Source organism: Hymenobacter sp. YIM 151858-1 (genome assembly GCF_025979705.1).
Taxonomy (GTDB): Bacteria; Bacteroidota; Bacteroidia; order Cytophagales; family Hymenobacteraceae; genus Solirubrum.
The window spans coordinates 3,803,720-3,823,571 of sequence record NZ_CP110136.1; the positions used below are offsets into that span (position 1 = coordinate 3,803,720).

Below are 19,852 nucleotides of genomic sequence, written 5' to 3' on the forward strand. Positions count from 1 at the left end.
TGCTTGGAAAGTAGATAACTACTGAATGACCTAAGACAGCGGAGCCCCGCTCACCCGCACGATTTGCTTCTTAGAAAAAGAAGCCAAAAACGTGGGTCTGCTCGTGCGCGGGGCCTTCGTCCGTATTAGGTCTATCCTTGGCAAACCTAAACAAAAGGCTTTGCGTCGCCAAATTAAAAATGGGTCTAACGCGTTTAAACCGGTGTTTAACTCAAAAAAAGGCTATTTCTCGGTTGCTGACTGAGCGTCATCAGAAGGCAAGTGCTTGGCTTCCTCCCAGTAACGATCCATCTCGGCCAACGTCAGCTCCGAAAGCGGACGACCAGTGCGTGCTACTGCGGTTTCAAGGTATTGAAATCGGTGGATGAACTTGCGATTCGTTTGTTCCAGAGCTTCTTCGGGGTTGATACCAGCGAACCGAGCGAAGTTTACGAGAGAAAACAATAAATCGCCGAACTCCGCGGTGGCCCGGGCCTGATCCTGCACTTCCCCGTCGCGGAACTCCGCACCAAATTCAGCCAGCTCCTCCTGCACTTTGGCCCACACTTGCTCCTTGTGCTCCCAGTCGAAACCAGCACCACGGGCTTTCTCCTGAATGCGCATGGCTTTTACCAGCGCCGGGAGTGATACAGGTACGCCGCCGAGTACAGAATTGTTCCCTTTCTCCTTGAGTTTCAGCTGCTCCCAATTGCGCTTCACCTCCTCTTCGGTATCGGCCTGCACCTCGCCGTAGATGTGCGGATGGCGGTGAATAAGCTTTTCGCACTGGGCATTGAGCACGTCGGCAATGTCGAAACGGCCCTGTTCGCTGGCAATCTTGGCGTAGAAAATCAGGTGCAGCATCACGTCGCCCAACTCCTTCTGCACATCCGGCAAATCGTCGCGCAAAATGGCGTCGGCCAGCTCGTAGGTTTCCTCGATGGTGAGGTGGCGGAGCGTTTGCATGGTTTGCTTCCGGTCCCAGGGGCACTCGGCGCGTAAGCGGTCCAGCACATCCAGCAAACGTCCAAAAGCCGCCAGCTGCTCGGGTCGGCGGGCAGGGGTATTATAATCCATGATTGTCAAATATACGCGGCCCGTGGCGAACGGGCGAAGACCTAGGGCGGTTGTAGGCGGGCCGGGCGGTATTCGTTACTTTTGCCCGCTGAAAAAATTACATTGCTTGTGGCACTAATCAAATCCATCTCGGGCATTCGGGGCACCATTGGCGGCGCGGCGGGAGAGGCACTCACCCCCATCGACGTGGTAAAATTCACGGCCGCTTTCGGCACGTGGGTGCTCAACCAAACCCAAAACCGCACCATCGTAGTAGGGCGCGACGCGCGCATCTCCGGCGACATGGTTAATAAGCTGGTCATCGGAACCCTGCAGGGTCTTGGCATCAACGTCATCGACCTAGGGCTTTCGACGACGCCCACCGTAGAAATGGCCGTGCCTGCTCGCCAAGCCGGCGGTGGCATTATCCTGACGGCCTCGCACAACCCCAAGCAGTGGAACGCGCTGAAGCTGCTGAACGACAAAGGCGAGTTTATCTCGGATGCCGACGGCAAGCTGGTGCTCGAAATAGCCGAGCAGGAGGCCTTCGACTTTGCCCAGGTAAACGACCTAGGCCAGGTAACTACTGATACCGAAGCGCTGCAGAAGCACATCGAAGCCATTCTGGCTTTGCCCTTGGTGGATGTAGAGGCTGTTCGGGCCAAGAATTTCCGGGTGGCGGTTGATGCCGTCAACTCGTCGGGCGGCTTTGCCGTGCCGATGCTGCTGGAGGCCCTGGGTGTACAAAAGATCGAGAAGCTCTTCTGCGAGCCAACCGGCGACTTCGCTCACAACCCCGAGCCGCTGCCCGAAAACCTGCGCGACATTTCGCGGGTGATGGAGAAGGGCAACTTCGACCTGGGCATTGTGGTTGACCCCGACGTTGACCGCCTGGCCCTCGTAAGCGAAGACGGCTCGATGTTCGGCGAGGAATACACCCTGGTAGCCGTAGCCGATTACGTGCTGCAGCAGCAGGGCGGCGGCAACACCGTAAGCAACCTAAGCAGCACCCGCGCCCTGCGCGACGTAACCGAGAAGCACGGCGGCGCTTACGCCGCTGCCGCGGTAGGCGAGGTGAACGTGGTAACCATGATGAAGCAGACCAACGCTGTGATTGGCGGCGAAGGCAACGGCGGCATCATTTACCCCGAGCTGCACTACGGCCGCGATGCGCTGGTGGGCATTGCCTTGTTCCTGACGCACCTCGCGAAATCGGGCAAAACCATGACGGCCCTGCGCGCCTCGTACCCGAACTACTTCATCTCGAAAAACAAGATCGAACTGACGCCCGAAATCAACACCGACCAAGTGCTGGTGCAGATGCAGGAACGCTATGCCAAGCAGCCCATCAACACCATCGATGGCGTGAAGATCGAGTTCGACAAGGAGTGGGTGCACCTGCGCAAATCGAACACCGAGCCAATCATCCGCATCTACGCCGAGTCGGAATCGAACGCTACGGCCGACCATCTGGCCAACAAAATCATCGGCGACATCAAGGAGATTATCTCGGCGAAAGGCTAAGGCTGGCTAGCGCCACCTGCGGCTCCCGTTTTGCGTGCTTGGCACCTAGGCAACCTAGGGCCGGCGGCGCGAAACGGGAGCCGCTGCGTTCGGCCATTCGTAAACCGTTATTTTTGCACTCCACCCCCTCCAACGCGCTAGCGCATGACGCCGATCCACACCCAGCCTTCGGTTTATTTCGACAACGCCGCTACCACCCCGCTCGACCCCGAGGTGCTCGATGCCATGCTGCCCTTTATGCGGGAGCATTTCGGCAACCCCAGCTCCATTCACGGGCACGGGCGCAAGGTGCGCGCCGCTTTGGAGAATGCCCGCAAAACCATTGCGCACCTGATCAACGCCGCGCCGGCCGAAATCAGCTTTACCTCGGGCGGCACCGAGGCCGATAACTGCGCGGCGTTCGGCTCCATCCGCACGTTTGGGCTGAAGCACGCCATTACCTCCAAGCTGGAGCACCACGCCGTGCTGCACACGCTGCAGGCGCTGGAGAAATCGGGCGAAATTGAGCTGAGCTACGTGCGCTTCGACGAGCGCGGCCGCCTCGACCTAGGGCACCTGGAGGAGCTGCTGGGCACGCACACCCGCTCGTTTGTGAGCCTGATGCACGGCAACAACGAAATCGGCAACCTCAACGACATTCAGGCCATTGGCGCGCTGTGCCAGCAGCACGGCGCCATCTTCCATACCGATACGGTGCAGACGATGGGCCACTACCGCCACGACGTGCGCCAGCTGGGGGTGCACTTTCTGGTGGGCTCGGCGCACAAGTTTCACGGGCCGAAGGGCGCGGGTTTCCTCTACACCAACTCCGAGGTGCAGGTGCAGCCGCTCATCCACGGCGGCTCGCAGGAGCGCAACCAGCGCGCCGGCACCGAAAACGTGTACGGCGTAGTGGGCCTGGCCAAGGCCTTGGAAATTGCCTACCGCGACATGGAGGCGCACCACCGCCACGTTCAGGCACTGAAGGACCGCTTTATTGCCAAGCTGCGCGCCGAAATCGAGGATGTGCAGTTCAACGGCCTGTCGGCCGAGGCCGACCAGAGCCTCTACACGGTGCTCAGCGTGAGCCTGCCGCCATCCGACCTGAACGAGATGCTGCTCTTCAACCTCGATATCAACCACGTATCGGCGTCGGGTGGCTCGGCTTGTACCAGCGGCTCCAACATCGGCTCGCACGTGCTCACGGCCCTCGGCTGCGATCCGGCCCGCGGGGCCGTGCGCTTCTCGATGAGCAAGTACAACACTGCCGACGAGGTAGATTACGCCGTAGAGCAACTCGCCAAAATGTACCGCCGCATACCGGCGTAACGCGGCAAGCATGCCCATAAGAAGAGCGGCGCCCTAGGTCCGGTGAGCATAATGCACCACCAAGACCTAGGGCGCCGCTCGTTTGGCCAAGGGCTTACCGGGCCGAAGCCGGTACCGATTGTACCGGCAGCGGCATGAGCTGTTGCCAAAGCGCGTAATAAGCTCCGCCGGCACTCAGCAGCTCGTCGTGGGTGCCTTCTTCCAGCAGCTCCCCGGCGCCGAGCACCACAATTTTGTCGGCGTGCATTACGGTGCTGAGGCGGTGAGCAATCAGCAGCACGGTTTTGCCCGCGTCGCGGAACTGCTGCAGCGTGCGCTGCACGTACTGCTCCGAAATAGTGTCGAGGGCCGAGGTGGCTTCGTCCAGAATCAGGATTTCGGGGTTGCGGTACAAGGCGCGGGCAATAGCCAGGCGCTGCTTCTGGCCGCCCGAAAGACCGGCGCCCCGCTCGCCCAGCATGGTGCCAAAGCCGTAGGGCAGCTTCTCGATGAACTCCAGAATGCCCAACTGCCGGCAAATGGCAATGATGCGGTGCAGGTCGGGCTCGGTGTCGCCCACGGCAATGTTCTCGACGATGCTGCCGCTAAACAAATCAATTTGCTGCGGCACCACGCTCACCACCCGGCGCAGGCTTTCGGGCTGCAAGTGTCGGATATCGAGCCCGCCGATGGTAATGCTGCCGCCGTTGAGCGGATACAAACCCTGTAGCAACGACAGCAGCGTGGTTTTGCCCGAGCCGCTTTCGCCCACGATACCCGTGATGGCGCCCTTGGGGATGTGCAACGACAGGCTGCGGAACACGGTGCCGCGCGTGTTGTAGGCAAAAGCCACGTCGCGCAGCTGAATGTCGCCGGTGAGTTCGGGTGTCAGCTCGGCTTTGTTCTCGTGCGATTCGCGCTCTAGGTCGATAATTTCGAACAGGCGGTCGGCAGCAATCAGGGCATCCTGCACGGTGCGGTTGGCCCCGATGAGGCTGGTGGCCGGCCCCGTGAAGTACCCGATTACGGCGTAAAACGACAGCAGCTCACCGGGCGTCAGCTCGTGGTCGAGCACGTAGTACGAGCCCACCCACAGCAGCCCGATGCGGAACAGCTGCGACACGAACTCGGCGGCCGCGCCGCCCGCAATGCCGTGCTTGCCCGAAAAATACACCGTGCGCAGCAAGGCAATAAAGCGGTTCTCGGTTCGCTCGCCGGCAAAGCTTTCCATACCGAAGCGCTTGATAGTGCCCATGGCCGTAATCGACTCCACGAGCTGCGACTCCAGCTCGGCGCTTTGCTCCATCAGCCGGCGCTGGTAGCGGCGGTTCAGGCGGTTTTGCAGCCAATAAATCGCGCCGTACAGCGGCAATATGCCCAGCATCAGCACGGCCAGCTTCCAGTCGTAGGTGAACATCAGCCCGAACGAGAACACCACGGTAAAGAGGTTCACCAGCAGACCTAGGGCCGTATCGTTCACGAAGGCCCGGATCTTCACCGCGTCGTTCACGCGCGAAATGATTTCGCCCACCCGCATCGTATCGAAGAAGGTTTGCGGCAGCTTCAGCAGGTGGTTGTAGTACCCCAGAATCAGCCGGGCATCAATCTGCTGGCCGGTTTGCAGGGCCAGCAGGCTTTTCATGCCGCCGATAAACGTCTGGAACAGCAGCAGGAGCAACATGCCCACGCTCAGCAGGTTCAGCAGGTTGCGGTTGCCATCTACCAGCACATGGTCGACGATTTTCTGCACGTACACCGACATGGCCAGGCCCAGCACCGTGTACATGGCCGCCCCAAACAGGGCCTGCGTCATCACGGAGCGGTGCGGCCGAATCAGCTGCCAAAACCGACCTAGGACGGACACCTTATGGTCGCCGGGCTGAAAGGAGGTATCGGGCGCCAGCAGCAGCAGCACGCCCGTCCACTGCTCCTTAAACTGGGCCAGTGCCACGCGGTGCAGCTGCCCGTCGGCGGGGTCCATGTACTGCACGTGCTTTTTCGTAACGCGGTACACCACCACGTAGTGGTGCAGCTGGTTGGCCAGCACCACGTGCGCCACGGCCGGCAGCGGTATTTTGCTGAGGCTTTCGAGGGTGCCCTTCACGCCTTTGGCCTGAAACCCTAGGTGGTTGGCGGCCTTAATCATGCCCACCAGGTTGGTGCCGCGCTGGTCGGTGGTGGCGTATTGCCGGATTCGCGCTACCGGCAGCAGCAGCTTGTAGTGCGCGGCCACGGAGGCCAGGCAAGCCGCCCCGCAATCCGTAATGTCGCGCTGCCGAATTTTAACAGCCTTCCGCATAAAGAGAAGCCGGAAGCCGCCTGCAGCAACCCTCCGGAAGCTTAATTACTAGGTGATGGATGGACAACGGCAGGTGCAGTACCTAGGCCGCGCCGTTTTGGGTGGGGTTAAACCAGTTGTCGGCTTTGTCGAAGAGCAACTGCCACAGCGTGCGGCGGGCCAGCAAAAAGCGCCCGCGTACCGTCATGCCTTTGCGCAACGAGCCGCGGTAGCCGTTCTTCAGCTCCAGGTAGGAGCGCTGCAGGCGGCAGCGCACCTTAAATACCGGCTGCTGCTCGTTCACGAGCACAAAGTCGCGGGCCACGTCGGTTACCTGGCCTTCCACCAGGCCCCACTGGTTGTAGTCGAACGCATCCACCTGAAAGCGCACCGGCATGCCCACGCGCAGGTAGCCTATGTCCTTCGGCGACACGTAGCACTCGGCCAGCAGCGCTCCATCGGGCGAAATCTGGCCCAGCAGCTCGCCGGCCTGCACGTAGCTGCCCGCGTATTTGCCGGCCATTTGCTGCACGGTGCCGTTTACCGGCGCCGTCAGGGCAAACAGGCGCTGCTCTTGCTGCAGCTTTTGGCGTTGGCCGCGCAGCTCGGCCAGCTGGGCGCGGTGCGTGTTCAGGTCGGCTTGCCACTGGCTGCGTTGCGTGGCCGCCTGCACGCGTATTTCGTCGAGCAACTTGCGGTAGGCAAAAGCTTTTTCCTCGAGCTCGATGCGGGCAATTACCCGCTCTGCATACAAACGGCGGCTGGTGGCCAGCTCGCGGGCACTTTTGCTTAACTGATTGCGCAGCAGCTGCTGTTGGTAGCTGAATTGGGCCGCTTGCTGCCCGTAGAGCTGCGTGCGCAGCCCGCCGGCGGGCGCAGCCATGCCGCGCACCAGCACTTCCAAATCCTTTACAAAAGCTTCCTTTTCGGTTTGTTGGCGCTGATTCAGGTCGAGTTGGGCCTGCATGGCCGCCGATTGCAGCACCAGCAGCGTATCGCCCTTGCGCACGGCCTGGTTTTCGCGCACGTACTGGCGCGTAATCGTGCCAGCTACCAACGGGCGTATCTCGGTTTTCTCGGCCAAGGGGCGCAGGGTGCCGCTGGCCTGCGTCGATACATTAAAGCTGACCAGTGGCAAGGCCACTGCCGCACCCAGCAGCGCCGCCAACGAGCACAAGTAAATGGCCCGGTTGGTGCGGCTGAATTGGTGCAGGTACTCCATAGCAAAATCCGACCTGTGTTCCGAATTGCTCATGCTAAGTCGCTATTGCTGAAAAAGATTATGCTTCCGCAACGGAAACCATCGCGGAAGCATAATTAAGCGTGTTGCAGTAGTAAGCTAGCGTGTGACGTCGGGCAATTAATTGCGCATGATTACACGCCGCATACTTGCAACAATCATTTAAGTTGGCGGCTATTTATTAATGCGTGAGGTAATAAATAGTCTCGCCTACCGATTTGCCAAAACGATAAATGAAATAGGCGGCTATCAGAAACAACAGCGGTTGAAAACGTTTGTCGTGCAATGCCGTTTCTGCGAACTCACAGATTGCTTCTTTGAGAGCCATAGCCTATTACTTTTTATGCGTGGCGTAGTAGATGAATTCACCGGCGGCTTTGCCAGCTTCGTAGATGGCTACGCCCGCCGCAGCGGCGGCCCCAATAGCCAGGAAGGGGGCCAGAAAGACACCACCTTCGGTTTCCAGGATTTCTTCATCCGACAGCTCAACCGTGCTGAAATCGGAAGCGGTGAGTAGTTGCAGGCTCATCTGATGTATCAGCTTGAAAGTGACCTGAATTATTTAGCGGCATCCTGGTAGCCGCTGTACACGCCAGCCGCGAAGATGCCCGTGGCAGCAAGGCCAGCAGCAGCCCAGCCAGCAGCCTTAGCGGTAATTACATAGCCGCCGATTACGAGCGGAAACAGGCCGCCGTCAACCATTTCGAGCTCCTGGATGCTCATTTCGGCTACGTTGCAGTTGTTCAGGTCGAGAGTCTTGTTCATCTCAATGAAAGTTCAAAAGGGTTTGTGGAGACCCCGCCCAAAAGGCGAGGCGTGGTGAGCAGAACGAACACATTGGTCGCGACCCGAAGCGGTTGTCCTGTCGCAAATAACCATCCCTTTTTAGGCCATCAGCAATAGTAGGTTTGTATCAATTTTGGGATTTTGTAAATTAATTTATTTAATGTTAACGCTGGTGTATGTACACTGATTATAGGGTCATGTGTAAATAACTAAGCAACTAATTATATTTCATGCTTGCATCATGTGGGTGTGATATTTTGTGCTATGATAATTCATTAGATGTTTGATTTGTTTATAGAATAGCATTCATAAACTAGAATTACAAATCCATTGAGTGGTTATTAAGAAAATGCGTTACGGCAAAAGATATCAGTGAATTACGCCCTTTGAGGCCCAGCTTTTGCCTGATGCGGGCGTAGTGATTATTAACCGTGGTGGGGCTAATAAAAAGCGCATCGGCAATTTGTTGTTGGGTATAGCCTTTGGCTAACAAGCGCAATACTTCGCCCTCACGCGCGCTCAGGGGCTCGGGCTGCGTGGGTAGTTCGGCCCCGGGTTGGGGTTTGCTGGGGGCTTGGGCCCAAGCTTGTTGGCCTTGCTGCAACTGCTCGCGCAGGTGCGCGCCACTGCGCACGAGGTGGCGCAGCGTGGGCAACTGTTCGCGGAGGGCGGTTTGGGTGTCGGCGGAGGCGTGTTTGCTTAGCAGGCCAAGCAGGTGCTGGTCGGTGTGCTGGCTAAGCGCGTGGCAAGCTTCGAGGAGGCGGTGTAGGCTGGCTGTTTCGGGCGAGGGTGGCTGAAAAGCGGCGGACATGGAGCATATGTGTGGTGAAAGCGCATATGCAATAGGTGTGGTGTAGGGCGGCGTTGTGTCGGCAAATTAGACAAACTTTTATCGGTTCGATCAAATATGCTGGCCGCTATAATTGCCAAGGAATACTCTCGGGCAGTAAGCCGGGCTACTGGCTTTAGTCAATGTTTTCTATTAATAGCGCAACATCGGTGCCCCTGAACTTGAACAAAAACCTGTTGCAGGCGAACCGCCATTTGAAAGACCGAAAATGCAGGAACATGCTGAGCTGCAAGCCCATTGCAGTAACCCAGCACTTGGTGCATGGCCAGAGCATCGGTGGCACCCTGCCAGGGCAGCAGCCGTAAAGCCATTGGGCCGGATGCCTGCGGCCTTCGAGGGAGCATAGCGAAGTACCTATTTTCCGGCGCCAAACGTATGGCTAGCCCACAGACACTCTTACAACCGCAGCACCAATGGCTGAAATCAATATCCAACGCAAAAAGAAAGCCGCTAGCCCGTGGCTACTCGTCCTGCTGGTCTTGCTGCTGGTGGGCCTGGGTATCTGGTACCTCGTAAGCCGCGACCCCGGCCCCGAGCAACCTGCCCCGCCCACGGCCCCGGCACCCGAAAGCACCGTAACGCCCGGGGCGCCCACTCACGATTCGGCCGCGGCCAGTGCTGCGGCTCCTACCGGCGACCCGTCGGTGGGGGCTTTGGCCAGTGAATCCGAAGCCGAGCCTGAAGCAGATGGTACCGCCGAGGCGGCTGACTTTTACGCTTTCGTGGCTGATGACCCTGCCTCAAGCGAGTACGCCCGGCGGGGCCTCGCGCTGCTCAGCGGCGTGTTGGTGAGCATGGCCGACCGCAACGACCTGCGCGACCCGGCCGTGGCCGAAAAGCGCAACGACCTGACCAGCGCCACCAGCCGCCTGAGCAGCGGCGGCTCGTTGCGGCCGGGCTTTGTGGCCGCCGCCGAGCTGATGCAGGAAATGCAGCGGCGGGGCTACACCACCGTGGAGCGCGAGGCCAACGCCCTGGTGGAGCAGGCCAACCAGCTAAGCGGCCGCACGGCCACGCCGGCCGAGCAGCAGGCCACCCAGGCTTTTTTTCAGCAGGCCGCCAATGTGCTGCGGGTGCTGGAAAAACCCGCCCAGACCTAGGGCCTCCTAATTCACCCAAACACCTTCTCCTCCTTTGATAGATTATGGAAACCTCGCCCATACCCAGCGCCGATGGCATGCACCTGGTGCGCCTGCGCGATTTGCGCGATTTTGAAGTGGCCGACGGTAGCCCCGATGTGCGGGGCTGGGCCGTACGCGGCGCCGACGGCAAAAAGTTTGGCGACGTGTACGAGCTGATTGTGGAGCCCGACGCCATGAAAGTGCGCTACCTCGACATCGAGCTGGATGCTGCCCTGAACATCAACAAGCACGAGCGCCACATACTGCTGCCGATTGGCGCGGCTGCCCTCGACGACGACGGCGACAACGTGTTTGTGCCCGCGCTTACCGCCGAATCGGTGCTTAACTACCCGCCCTACGTCGAAATCAGCATCAGCCGCGACTACGAGGAAGCCATGCTGCGGGCCTTGCAGCTGCCCGTGCCCACCCGCGACACGGCCTCGCCCTTTTACGACCAGCCCACCTACAGCGAGGATTATTTTTACCGCCAGCGGCGCCCGGCCGAGCTGTCGAGCTCGTTTAGGCGCCGCGAGGCCGACCCGGGCCCGGGTCCCATCGTGTAAGCCCTAGGTCGGGTTCTAAAGCCCCGCGCCCCGGCCCGTGCCACCAGGTGGCACGGGCCGGGGCGCGGGGCTTTAGAACGAGGCCGTAATCATCAGCCAAAGCTCGGGCAGCACTTTGCGCAGCGCCCACAAGCTCCAGACGATAACCATCAGCCCCACGCCCAGGAACATAAAGCGGGTTGAAACCCGGCCTGCCAGGCGGGCGGCAAACGGCGAGGCGGCCACGCCGCCCACAACCAGCCCCAGCACCACTTGCCAGTGCGAAATGCCAATGGTAGCGAAAAACGTAACCGCGCTGGCGAACGTGACGAAGAACTCGGTGATGCTGACCGAGCCGATAACGTACTGCGGCGTGCGGCCCTGCGCGATGAGCGTGCTGGTTACCAACGGGCCCCAGCCGCCGCCGCCAAACGAATCGAGGAAACCGCCGGCGCCGGCCAGCCAGCCCACGTGCCGCACGCGTTTCTTTTTGCCATCGGGCTTGCGGAAGGCGCGGCTGATGATGCGCAAACCCAACAGCAGCAGGTAGGTAGCCAGCAAGGGCTTAACCCAGGGGCCGTACTGCTCGCCGAAGTACGAAAGCAGCAAAGCGCCGCTTACGGCACCGATAATACCCGGAATGAGCAGCGCCTTAAACAGACGTCGGTTGACATTGCCAAAACGGTAATGGTGGTAGCCCGAGGCCCCGCTGGCAAACATTTCGGCCGTGTGAATGCTGGCACTCACGGCCGCCGGGTTCAGGCCGATCGACATCAGGCTGATAGCCGTAACCACGCCGTAGCCCATGCCCAGGAGGCCATCGACCAATTGCGCCGCAAAGCCAATGGCCACGAAGGTGTAAAACGTTTCGGCGCTGCTGACCACGCCCCAAACCTGCGGCCAGGTGTAGTACAACGACAGAATATTGACCGTAAGCAGCAGCCCAAACGCCACCAGCGAAGCCGTGGCGATGTGCCGCCAACGCCGGGCAGCAGGCGTTTCGTACGCTGGGTCACCGGTCAGCTCGGCCGTTACCGCGTTCAAGGACTTCACCTTCTCGGCAAAGTCGCCCGCGAGGCGGCTGCGGATCAGGCCCATGCGCTGCAGCACGTCGTGCAGCTCGTCGGGCAGTACCTCGGTGAGCACCTCGCGCAGGCGCTTGGCTACCGTGGGCGACTTGCCGTTGGTGCTGATGGCAATTTTCAGGTCGCCCTTCTGCACGATGCTCCCTAGGTAAAAATCGCACTCCTCGGGCGTGTCGGCCACATTGGCGAGCAGGCCGTGGCCGGCGGCTTCTTGTTTGATCTGGCTGTTGAGGGCGCGGTCGTTGGTAGCGATGAGCACCAAGTCGTGGCCGATAAGGTCGGTGAGCTGGTAGGCGCGCTCGTGCAGCTGCACCTTGGGGTGCTGGGCGGCCAAATGGCGGATTTCGGGCAGCAGGGTTTCGCCCACCACCGTAACGGCCGTGGCCGGGCTGTTGCGCAGCATGGCCGTCAGCTTTTCGAGGCCCACGGCGCCGCCGCCCACCAGCAGCACGCGCAGCTGCTCCAGCTTCAGGAATACCGGAAACAGGTTGTTGGTGGTTGAGGGCGCGGCTTCGGCAGGCGGGCCGGAATCGGCGAGGTGCAGGCTGGCGGAAAGAGCGGATGAGTTCATACGAGCTCAGGCGTGGAAGTTTTGGCCGTGGGTAGTGGCGGCTACGTAGCCCTGGCGGATTACAAAGTCGCCGAAGCGTTCGGAGGGCAGGCGGTGCTGGGCGTAAGCTTCGAGCAGCGGCGTAAGCTCCTGCACGATGCCGTTTTCGTCCAGCATTTCTTTATACAGCTTGTTGAGTCGCTCGCCCGAGTGGCTTGCCCCGAGGTACAAATTGTAGCGCCCCACGGCTTTGCCAACCAAGCCTATTTCGCCTAGGTAGGGGCGGGCGCAGCCGTTGGGGCAGCCCGTCATGCGGATGAGAATACCTGCGTTGGCCAGGCCATTGGCCTGAATAACAGCGTCTAGTCGGTCGAGGAGCTGCGGAATATAGCGCTCAGCTTCGGCAAATGCTAGCGAGCATGTGTTAAGTGCCACGCATGCCAACGCACCCAGGCGCAAAGCAGTTCGTTGTTGGGTTTGGCCCAGCACGCCGTACTGCGCCAGCACAGCCTCTACCGGAGCGCGGTGCTCGGGCGCAATGTTGGCAATAACCACGTTCTGGTTGCCGGTCAGCCGAAACTCGCCGGTGTGGAACGCGGCTATTTCGCGCATGGCCGTTTTCAGCTGCACAGCCTCGGTGTTCTTCACCCGGCCGCCTTCCACAAACAGCGTGAGGTGGTAGCGGCCATCGGCACTTTGGGCCCAGCCGAACGCGTCGCTAGAAGTTTCGAAGCGGTAAGGGCGGGCCTCGGCCAGCTCGTAACCCAGGCGCTGGTGCAGCTCGGCCCGGAAAGCCTCCAGGCCTGCCTTGTCGATGGTGTATTTCAGGCGCGAGAACTTGCGGTTCTGGCGGTTGCCCCAGTCGCGCTGAATGGTGACTACCTTCTCGCACACGTCCACCACCTTATCGGTGGGCACGAAGCCGATGAGGTCGGCGAGGCGCGGGTAGGTGTCGGGCATGCCGAACGTCATGCCCATGCCGCCGCCCACGGCCACGTTGAAGCCCACTAGCTCGCCATTTTCCTCAATGCCAATCAGGCCAATGTCGTTGGCGAAGATGTCGGTGTCGTTGTAGGGCGGCAGCGCCAGGGCAATCTTGAACTTGCGCGGCAGGTAGGTTTTGCCGTAGATGGGCTCCTCGTCCTGCGCGGGCTCGGTGTTCAGGTGCGGCTCGCCGTTCAGCCACAGCTCCCAGTAGGCGGTGGTGCGCGGCGTAAGGTGGGCGCTGATCTGCCGGCTCACCTCGTACACCTGCGCGTGCAGCCGCGACTCGGCCGGGTTCACGCCACACATCACGTTGCGGTTCACGTCGCCGCAGCCGGCAATGCTGTCCAGCAGCACCTCGTTGAAGCCCCGGATGGTTTCGGGCAGGTTGCGCTTCAGCACGCCGTGCAGCTGAAAGGTCTGGCGCGTAGTCAGCTTCAGGGTGCCGTTGGCGTAGGTATCGGCCAGCGCATCCATGCGCAGCCACTGCGCTGGGGTAGCCACGCCACCCGGCACCCGCACCCGAATCATAAACGAGTACAGCGGCTCTAGCTTCTGGCGTTTCCGCTCACTGTCCAGGTCGCGGTCGGTTTGCTGGTACGAGCCGTGGAACTTGATGAGGTGGGTGTCGTCGGGGTAGAGCGCGCCCGTAATGGGATTCTGCACGCTCTCGCGCAGGGTGCCGCGCAGGTAGTTGCTGGCATCCTTTACGTGCTCTACTTCGGAAAGCTGCTGGGTATCGGCCATGGGGTTATTGCGGTGGTTGAGCCGGGCTAGATGGCGCATCGGGCGCCGGCGCCGCGGGGGCTGGGGCGTGCGCCGCGTGGGGGCGCAAGTCGAAGTTGTGGAAGTAAAAAACCCGGATGGTGTGCTGGTCGCGGTAGGTGCTGCCCGCGGGTAGCTGCTGAAACAGGTGCATGTAGCCAGCGTGCAGCTGGGCGTGCTTGTTGAGCTGGTACACCACGCCGGCAAAAGCCCGGTTTTGGTCGAAGTAGTTGTAGCGCACCTGCTTGCCGAAGTTCACCATCAGCTCGTTGTTGAGCAGCAGTTGCAGGCCGCCGGGCTCGAAGCCGCGCCGGGTAAGCGGCAGAAAAAGCGCCGCGTTGTAGCGCGTCCGGAAGTTGAAATCGTAGTCGGGGCCAAGCTCGGAGCTGCTTTGCAGCTGGCGGCGGTAGCGCTCCTCCAGCCGCACCCACTGCATCAGGCGCGCCTTCGGAAACTTAGTAAACCACTGCACCTGCTGCCAGGGCCGGTGCTCGGGCTGGCCCACGGTGCGGGCGCCGTCGGGGAAGTGGTGCACGTAGGCGTAGCCGGCGGTCAGGCGCACGTCGTCGGTTAGGTAGTACGTCAGACCTAGGCGCGCTACCGTCTGAAACTTCGCTTGCACGAAGTGGTCGTGCAGGCGTAACTGCAGGTCGGTCCAGGAGCCCCAGCGTTGCGAAAAGCGGGTTTGGTTGAACACGCCCAGCCAGGTTTGCTGCTCGCGCACAAACTGCTTCTGGGCCTGCAGCCTAGGTGCTGCGAGCAGCAGCAACGTAAGGGAGGTGAGTAGTGGTCGTTTCATCCGGAGTGCGGAAGGGCTGTATTAGAGCTAAGTTTAGGGCTAGTTCCCCTCCTCAGATGAGGAGGGGCTAGGGGTGGTTGAAAAGCTAGAACTAGTTCTAGCGGCTGTTCAGGCGTCAAGGTCAACCACCCCCAACCCCTCCTCATCTGAGGAGGGGAGCTAGTCGTAGATCTAGCTGTAATTAGCGGATTACGGTGGCGTCGAACGTCAGCGACACGTAGTACAGCGCCCCGATGGTAGGGCCTGCGGCGTATTGGATATAGCGGTTGTTCAGCATGTTGGTGCCGCCGAGCTTCACGGTAGCCTTGAGGTTCGGAATGCGGGCATTCACCTGCGCATCCACGGTGTGGTAAGCGGGTATCTGGCCGTTGGCCAGCTGGCTTTCCCAGTAGAAGGAGTCCTGCCAGCGCCACACCACGTTGAAGCCCACATTGCGCACCACCTCGCGGTTGCCGAACGTGAGGTTGGTTACCCACTTGGGCGTGTTGAAGCCCGTGATGAAGATGTCCTTCGCGGTGTTGGCCCGAATGGCGTTGTAGTTGGCGTTGGCTGAGAGCGTGTACTTCTGGAAGAAGTTGTAGGTGAGGCCCAGCGCCGAGCCGTAGCTGCGGTAGCGGTTGCGGGCGTTGGTGTACACGCGGTAGCGGTCTTGGTTGGCGCGGGTGAGCATGTCCAGCACCGCTGCATCTGTCGTCACCGGGCCCGATTTTGGCACCGCTACCTCTACCTGACCTAAGAAACCCTTGTACACGTTGTAGTACGCGTCGAGGTCGAGGGCCAGTTTGTTGTCGAGCAGCACGCTTTTGTAGCCTACCTCAACGGCATCGATGTGCTCGGGCTGCATGGTGGGCAGGTTGGCTACCTGCAGCACGTCGCGGTTTTTTAGGGCGGCGGCGTTGCGGCTCATGCCCGCGGCCACGTCGCTGTTCACGGCGGCCGTAAAGTTGTCGAGCGAGGTGAGGGTGTAGGAGTTTTCGAGGTAGCCGAGTCCTTGGTTCACGCGGGGCAAGCCACCCACGCGGCGCACGTTGCCGTTGTTGACAAACGAAAACGCCTCAAATAAGGCCGGGAAGCGCCAGCCATTCTGGTAAGAGGCGCGCACGTTGTGGTGCTCACCCAGGGTATACACAGCCGCGGCCCGCGGGTTGAGCTTGGGGCTGAACTCGGGGTTGTAGTCGATACGCAAAGAGCCCACCAGCTTCAGGCGGTCATTGAACAACAGCTTCGTGGCCTGCCCAAAGGCGCCGTACTTGCGGTAGTACTGGTTATTGCCGCCCGGCGTGGAGCGCTCCTGCAGCGGTTTCGAGAAATCGACGAAGTTGTTGCCGTCGGGGATTACCTCGTACACGCGGGCGTCGCCGCCCAGCACCAGGTCTACCCACTGCACGCGCTGGCCTACGTTCCACTGCGCATCGGCGTGGTAGGTGCGGCTGCGCTGCCACAGGGCCGCACCGCCGGTGGCCGGGGCGCCCGGCACGTTCACGGCAATGTCCCATTTGTTGATGCCCGTGATGGTGTTTTTCAGCTGCTCGAAGGCGGTAGTGCCCGGCTCGGCGCGGCCGGCATCGGCTACGGCGCGGGCGCGCTGCATGGCGGTAGCCAGGTCGGTACCGTTGTTTACCTGGGTTTGCAGCTCGTTGCGGAAGCGTGTGCCCCACACCGCATTCGAGCCGTTGTTCAGGTCGAGGTTGGTGGCCAGCGGGTTCAGGTTATACGAGTCGCCGGTGTTCTCAATGAGCGTGTAAGCCCGGGCGTAGAAGGAAGGGCTGCGCAGCTCCAGCTTGTGGTTCTGCACGGTCACGTTCTTCAGCTGAATCTTGTTGCCGCGCTGAAAAATGCCGTCCATCAGCCCGAAACGGTAGCCGTAGCTGGCTTCTAGCTTGTCGGTGAGCTTGTAGTGCAGGCTGCCGTCTACCTTCAGGTTGCGCACCGTGGGGTTGATGAGGTCGCGCTCGTAGTAGCCGGTGCGGCGCACGTTGAATGTTTCGGTGCGGCCGTTCAGCGTAATCGGCACCGATACGTTGCCGCTGCGGTCGTCGCCGTAGCGGTTCCAGAGGTCGGCGGCGGGGTTGTTCGGGCCCGAAAGCTCCGGAAAGCGCGGGTTGGCCGAATTCAGATTTTGCGGATTCTGGTCGATTTGAGTATCCGACAGCCAGTCGGTGCCCTGCATGTAGGAGCCGTTCACCTTGTAGGCCCAGCGTTGGTTGGGGCCGAGCACCTGCGCCCAGCGCACCGCCGATTCGGTGAGCAGGCTAGGGGAGTAGTCGCGGCCGTCCACGTGGTTCACGCCCAACTTCTGGTACACGCTCAGGCCCTGGTAGGTGAAGGGACTTTTGGTGGTGAGGTTGGCCATGCCGTTGATGGCATTCATGCCGTACAGCGCCGAGGCCGCGCCGGGCGTAATTTCCACCGAGGCCACGTCCAGCTCCGTCGGGCCGATGGCGTTACCTAGGGGCACGCCCAGGGTGGCGGCCTGCATATCTACCCCGTCCACCAGCTGCATAAAGCGGAAGTTGTTCGGGATGTTGAAGCCGCGCGTGTTCGGCACCTTGAACGTGAGGCTCGAAGTGGTCATCTGCACGCCCTTCACGTTCTCCAGGGCGTCGTAGAAGCTCGGCGCTGGCGTTTCCTTGATGGCCCGGATGTCGAGCTTCTCAATAGCTACCGGCGACTTCAGCCGGCTTTCCTCCACCCGCGAGGCCGATACCACCACTTCATTGGTGAGCAGCGCCTTCGACTCCAGTCCAATCGAAATAGGCGTGGCCGCATTCACAATTTCAACCTCCTTGGCCTCGTAGCCCAGCATGTTGAATACGAGGGTGAACGGAAACTTCAGCTTGGCCTTGAGCGCAAACTGCCCGTTGGCATCGGTAAGCGTGCCCGTGGTGCCGCCTTTGATGCTGACACTCACGCCCGGCAGCGGCTGCTGCATGCTGGTTTCGAGCACCGAGCCTTTGATGGCAATAATTTCGTCCTGCGCCGTGGCCGTGGTGGCGGTAGCCAGCAGTACGGCCACGGGTAACCAGGATGACGCGTAAGTCTTCTTCATAGGGTGTGGATTTTGGCTGCGGAGAGAGGTAGGCCCTAGATGCCAGCGGCGCGGTTGGCCGACGGCACCTAGGGCAAAAGCGTGAAGGGTGGGTTAGTACACGTCCTCGAGGTAGCGGCGCTGCTTTTTGAGGTTGCGCACGTAAGCCTCGGCTTCTTCGAGGGTAGCGCCGCCCTCCATTTGCACCACGCTCACCAGCGCTTTGTGCACGGTAGCGGCCAGGCGCTGCTTATCGCCGCACACGTAGAAGTGGGCACCGTTTTCAAGCCAGTCGTAGACGTCGCGGGCGTATTCCAGGAGTCGGTTGTGCACGTAGATCTTTTCTTTTTGGTCGCGCGAAAACGCGACGTTGAGCTTGGACAGGGTACCGCGCTTGAGGTGCTGCTGCCACTCCGTTTGGTACAGGAAATCGGTAGTGAAATGCGGGTTGCCGAACACCAGCCAATTGCGGCCGTCGGCCCCTAGCTCGGCGCGCTCCTCCACGAAAGCCCGGAACGGCGCCACGCCCGTGCCCGCGCCTACCATGATGATATCGGTGCTTGGGTTTTGGGGCAGTTTGAAGTACTCGTTGCGCTCCACAAACACCCGCACGTCGTCGCCGATGCTGATGCGGTCGGCCAGGTAGCAGGAGCAGGCGCCTTGCTTTTGGCGGCCGTGGGCCTCGTAGCGCACGGCGCCCACCGTGAGGTGCACCTCGTCGGGGTGGGCCAGCAGGCTGGAAGAAATGGAGTAGGCGCGGGCCGGCAGCGGGCGCAGCGTGTCTACCAACTGCTGGGCCGATAGCTCCACCGGGTAGTCGACCAGCAAATCCGCGGCGTCGCGGCCGTAGAGGTAGGTTTGCAGGCGGTCGGTGGCGGTAGTCAGCTCGTGCAAGGCCGCTTGGGGCTGATGCTGGGCGTAGCGCTCCAGCACATCGCGCGAGAGGGTAGCCAGCTCCAGCCGTTCGGTAAGGGCTGTGGCCAACGGCAGCGTTTCGCCTTTCAGCTGCACCGGCGCATCGGCTTCGAGCTGGGTAGCGCGCAACACTTCCTCCACCAGCGCCGCCGAGTTCGTGGGCACTACCGATAGCGCATCGCCGGGCGCGTACTGCAGGCCTGAGTCGGCCAACGACAGCTCCAGGTGGTAGGTCTCCTTCGCCGAGCCGCGGCCGTTTAGCTGAATCTTCTCCAGCACCGAAGCCGTGAGCGGGTTCTGCCGCGAGTACTCCACCGCGGCCGCAGCCGGCGCTTCGGCCTTCACGCTGGCAGCGGCCGGAGCCGTGGCGCCACCTAGGGCAGGTAGCACGCTGGCAATCCACTGCTCGGCCTCGGCGTGGTACTCCACGTCGCAGTCTACCCGCGGCACAATGCGCTGGGCACCTAGGGCAGCCAGCCGATCGTCGAACTCCTTGCCCGTTTGGCAAAACTGCAGGTAGCTTCGGTCGCCTAGGGCCAGCACAGCGTAGCGCAGCTCGGGCAGCTTGGCGGCGCGGGCGCTGGCCAAAAACTGGTGCAACTCCTCGGCGGCAACGGGCGGCTCGCCTTCGCCTTGGGTGCTCACCACTACCAGCACCACCTGCTCGCCTTTCAGCTCGCGCGGCTGGTAGTCGTTCATGTCGCGGGCGGTGGCATTGAGGCCGCGCTGCTTGGCGGCTTCTACGGCTTGCAACGCTACCTTCTTGCTGTTGCCGGTCTGCGAGCCGAAGAGCACCGTGATGCGCGGCCCCGCTTCGGGCGCGGCTTCGGCCGGAGCGGTAGCGGGTGCCGGAGCAAGCTGCGAGCCACCGTTGGCTGCGGCGTAGCGGCCGTAGAAGTAGCCGCTCAGCCACAGCAGCTGCCGCTCCGTGAGGTTGCCGGCAAGTTGCTGAAGCGTAGTATCATCGAAGCCGATGGGCAAACGCGGATCGGTGCTGGGCGTTGGCATAGCCAGTGGGGTTGAGGCGGTGATGAATAAATCAGGGGATGTGGCGCGGAGTGGC

15 protein-coding genes are annotated in these 19,852 nt (G+C 61.1%); 4 read left to right on the plus strand and 11 right to left on the minus strand.

Features of this window, described 5'->3' with window-relative positions; all coding sequences use genetic code 11:
- Positions 1-222: 222 nt before the first annotated feature.
- Positions 223-1,056, minus strand: coding sequence for a nucleoside triphosphate pyrophosphohydrolase (mazG, locus tag OIS50_RS16880; protein ID WP_264691806.1), 834 nt, complete (start codon positions 1,054-1,056; stop codon positions 223-225).
- A gap of 108 nt (positions 1,057-1,164) precedes the next feature.
- Between mazG and glmM the strand changes: the two genes are divergently transcribed.
- Both glmM and OIS50_RS16890 read left to right on the plus strand, forming a co-directional pair.
- Entirely contained in the window at positions 1,165-2,559 is a 1,395-nt protein-coding gene (gene glmM, locus OIS50_RS16885; RefSeq protein WP_264691807.1) for a phosphoglucosamine mutase, read from the plus strand.
- Positions 2,560-2,703: 144 nt separating this feature from the next.
- Complete coding sequence (locus tag OIS50_RS16890) at positions 2,704-3,867, plus strand: cysteine desulfurase family protein (RefSeq protein WP_264691808.1); 1,164 nt, start codon at positions 2,704-2,706, stop codon at positions 3,865-3,867.
- Positions 3,868-3,961: 94 nt separating this feature from the next.
- Here OIS50_RS16890 and OIS50_RS16895 read toward each other — a convergent pair whose 3' ends face one another.
- From OIS50_RS16895 to OIS50_RS16915, 5 genes are all read right to left on the minus strand, one after another.
- Positions 3,962-6,145, minus strand: coding sequence for a peptidase domain-containing ABC transporter (locus tag OIS50_RS16895; RefSeq protein ID WP_264691809.1), 2,184 nt, complete (start codon positions 6,143-6,145; stop codon positions 3,962-3,964).
- Between the two features lie 82 nt (positions 6,146-6,227).
- On the minus strand, positions 6,228-7,346 hold the full coding sequence (locus OIS50_RS16900; RefSeq protein WP_264691810.1) for an HlyD family secretion protein: 1,119 nt from the start codon (positions 7,344-7,346) through the stop codon (positions 6,228-6,230).
- 352 nt (positions 7,347-7,698) lie between these two features.
- The gene (locus OIS50_RS16905) at positions 7,699-7,893 is read right to left on the minus strand and encodes a class IIb bacteriocin, lactobin A/cerein 7B family (RefSeq protein ID WP_264691811.1); all 195 of its coding nucleotides are present in this window, start codon (positions 7,891-7,893) and stop codon (positions 7,699-7,701) included.
- 29 nt (positions 7,894-7,922) lie between these two features.
- Complete coding sequence (locus tag OIS50_RS16910) at positions 7,923-8,129, minus strand: class IIb bacteriocin, lactobin A/cerein 7B family (RefSeq protein ID WP_264691812.1); 207 nt, start codon at positions 8,127-8,129, stop codon at positions 7,923-7,925.
- Between the two features lie 340 nt (positions 8,130-8,469).
- Entirely contained in the window at positions 8,470-8,961 is a 492-nt protein-coding gene (locus OIS50_RS16915; protein ID WP_264691813.1) for a helix-turn-helix transcriptional regulator, read from the minus strand.
- A gap of 452 nt (positions 8,962-9,413) precedes the next feature.
- On the opposite strand from OIS50_RS16915, the gene OIS50_RS16920 reads away from it, so the two are divergent.
- Both OIS50_RS16920 and OIS50_RS16925 read left to right on the plus strand, forming a co-directional pair.
- Positions 9,414-10,100, plus strand: a complete 687-nt coding sequence (locus OIS50_RS16920; protein WP_264691814.1) for a hypothetical protein — start codon at positions 9,414-9,416, stop codon at positions 10,098-10,100.
- Between the two features lie 44 nt (positions 10,101-10,144).
- A complete protein-coding gene (locus tag OIS50_RS16925; RefSeq protein ID WP_264691815.1) occupies positions 10,145-10,684 on the plus strand; it encodes a PRC-barrel domain-containing protein in 540 nt (179 codons plus the stop codon).
- A 72-nt stretch (positions 10,685-10,756) separates the two neighbouring features.
- Here the strand turns inward: OIS50_RS16925 and OIS50_RS20555 are convergent, their stop codons facing one another.
- The 5 genes from OIS50_RS20555 to OIS50_RS16955 form a co-directional block, all read right to left on the minus strand.
- Positions 10,757-12,319, minus strand: coding sequence for a TSUP family transporter (locus OIS50_RS20555; protein ID WP_319805302.1), 1,563 nt, complete (start codon positions 12,317-12,319; stop codon positions 10,757-10,759).
- Between the two features lie 6 nt (positions 12,320-12,325).
- Positions 12,326-14,029, minus strand: coding sequence for an NADPH-dependent assimilatory sulfite reductase hemoprotein subunit (locus OIS50_RS16940; protein WP_264691816.1), 1,704 nt, complete (start codon positions 14,027-14,029; stop codon positions 12,326-12,328).
- Between the two features lie 4 nt (positions 14,030-14,033).
- Positions 14,034-14,846, minus strand: coding sequence for a DUF2490 domain-containing protein (locus tag OIS50_RS16945; protein WP_264691817.1), 813 nt, complete (start codon positions 14,844-14,846; stop codon positions 14,034-14,036).
- Between the two features lie 181 nt (positions 14,847-15,027).
- A complete protein-coding gene (locus OIS50_RS16950; RefSeq protein ID WP_264691818.1) occupies positions 15,028-17,895 on the minus strand; it encodes a TonB-dependent receptor in 2,868 nt (955 codons plus the stop codon).
- A gap of 93 nt (positions 17,896-17,988) precedes the next feature.
- Positions 17,989-19,797 (minus strand): assimilatory sulfite reductase (NADPH) flavoprotein subunit, encoded by a 1,809-nt coding sequence (locus OIS50_RS16955; protein ID WP_264691819.1) that lies wholly within the window; start codon positions 19,795-19,797, stop codon positions 17,989-17,991.
- Positions 19,798-19,852 lie beyond the last annotated feature (55 nt).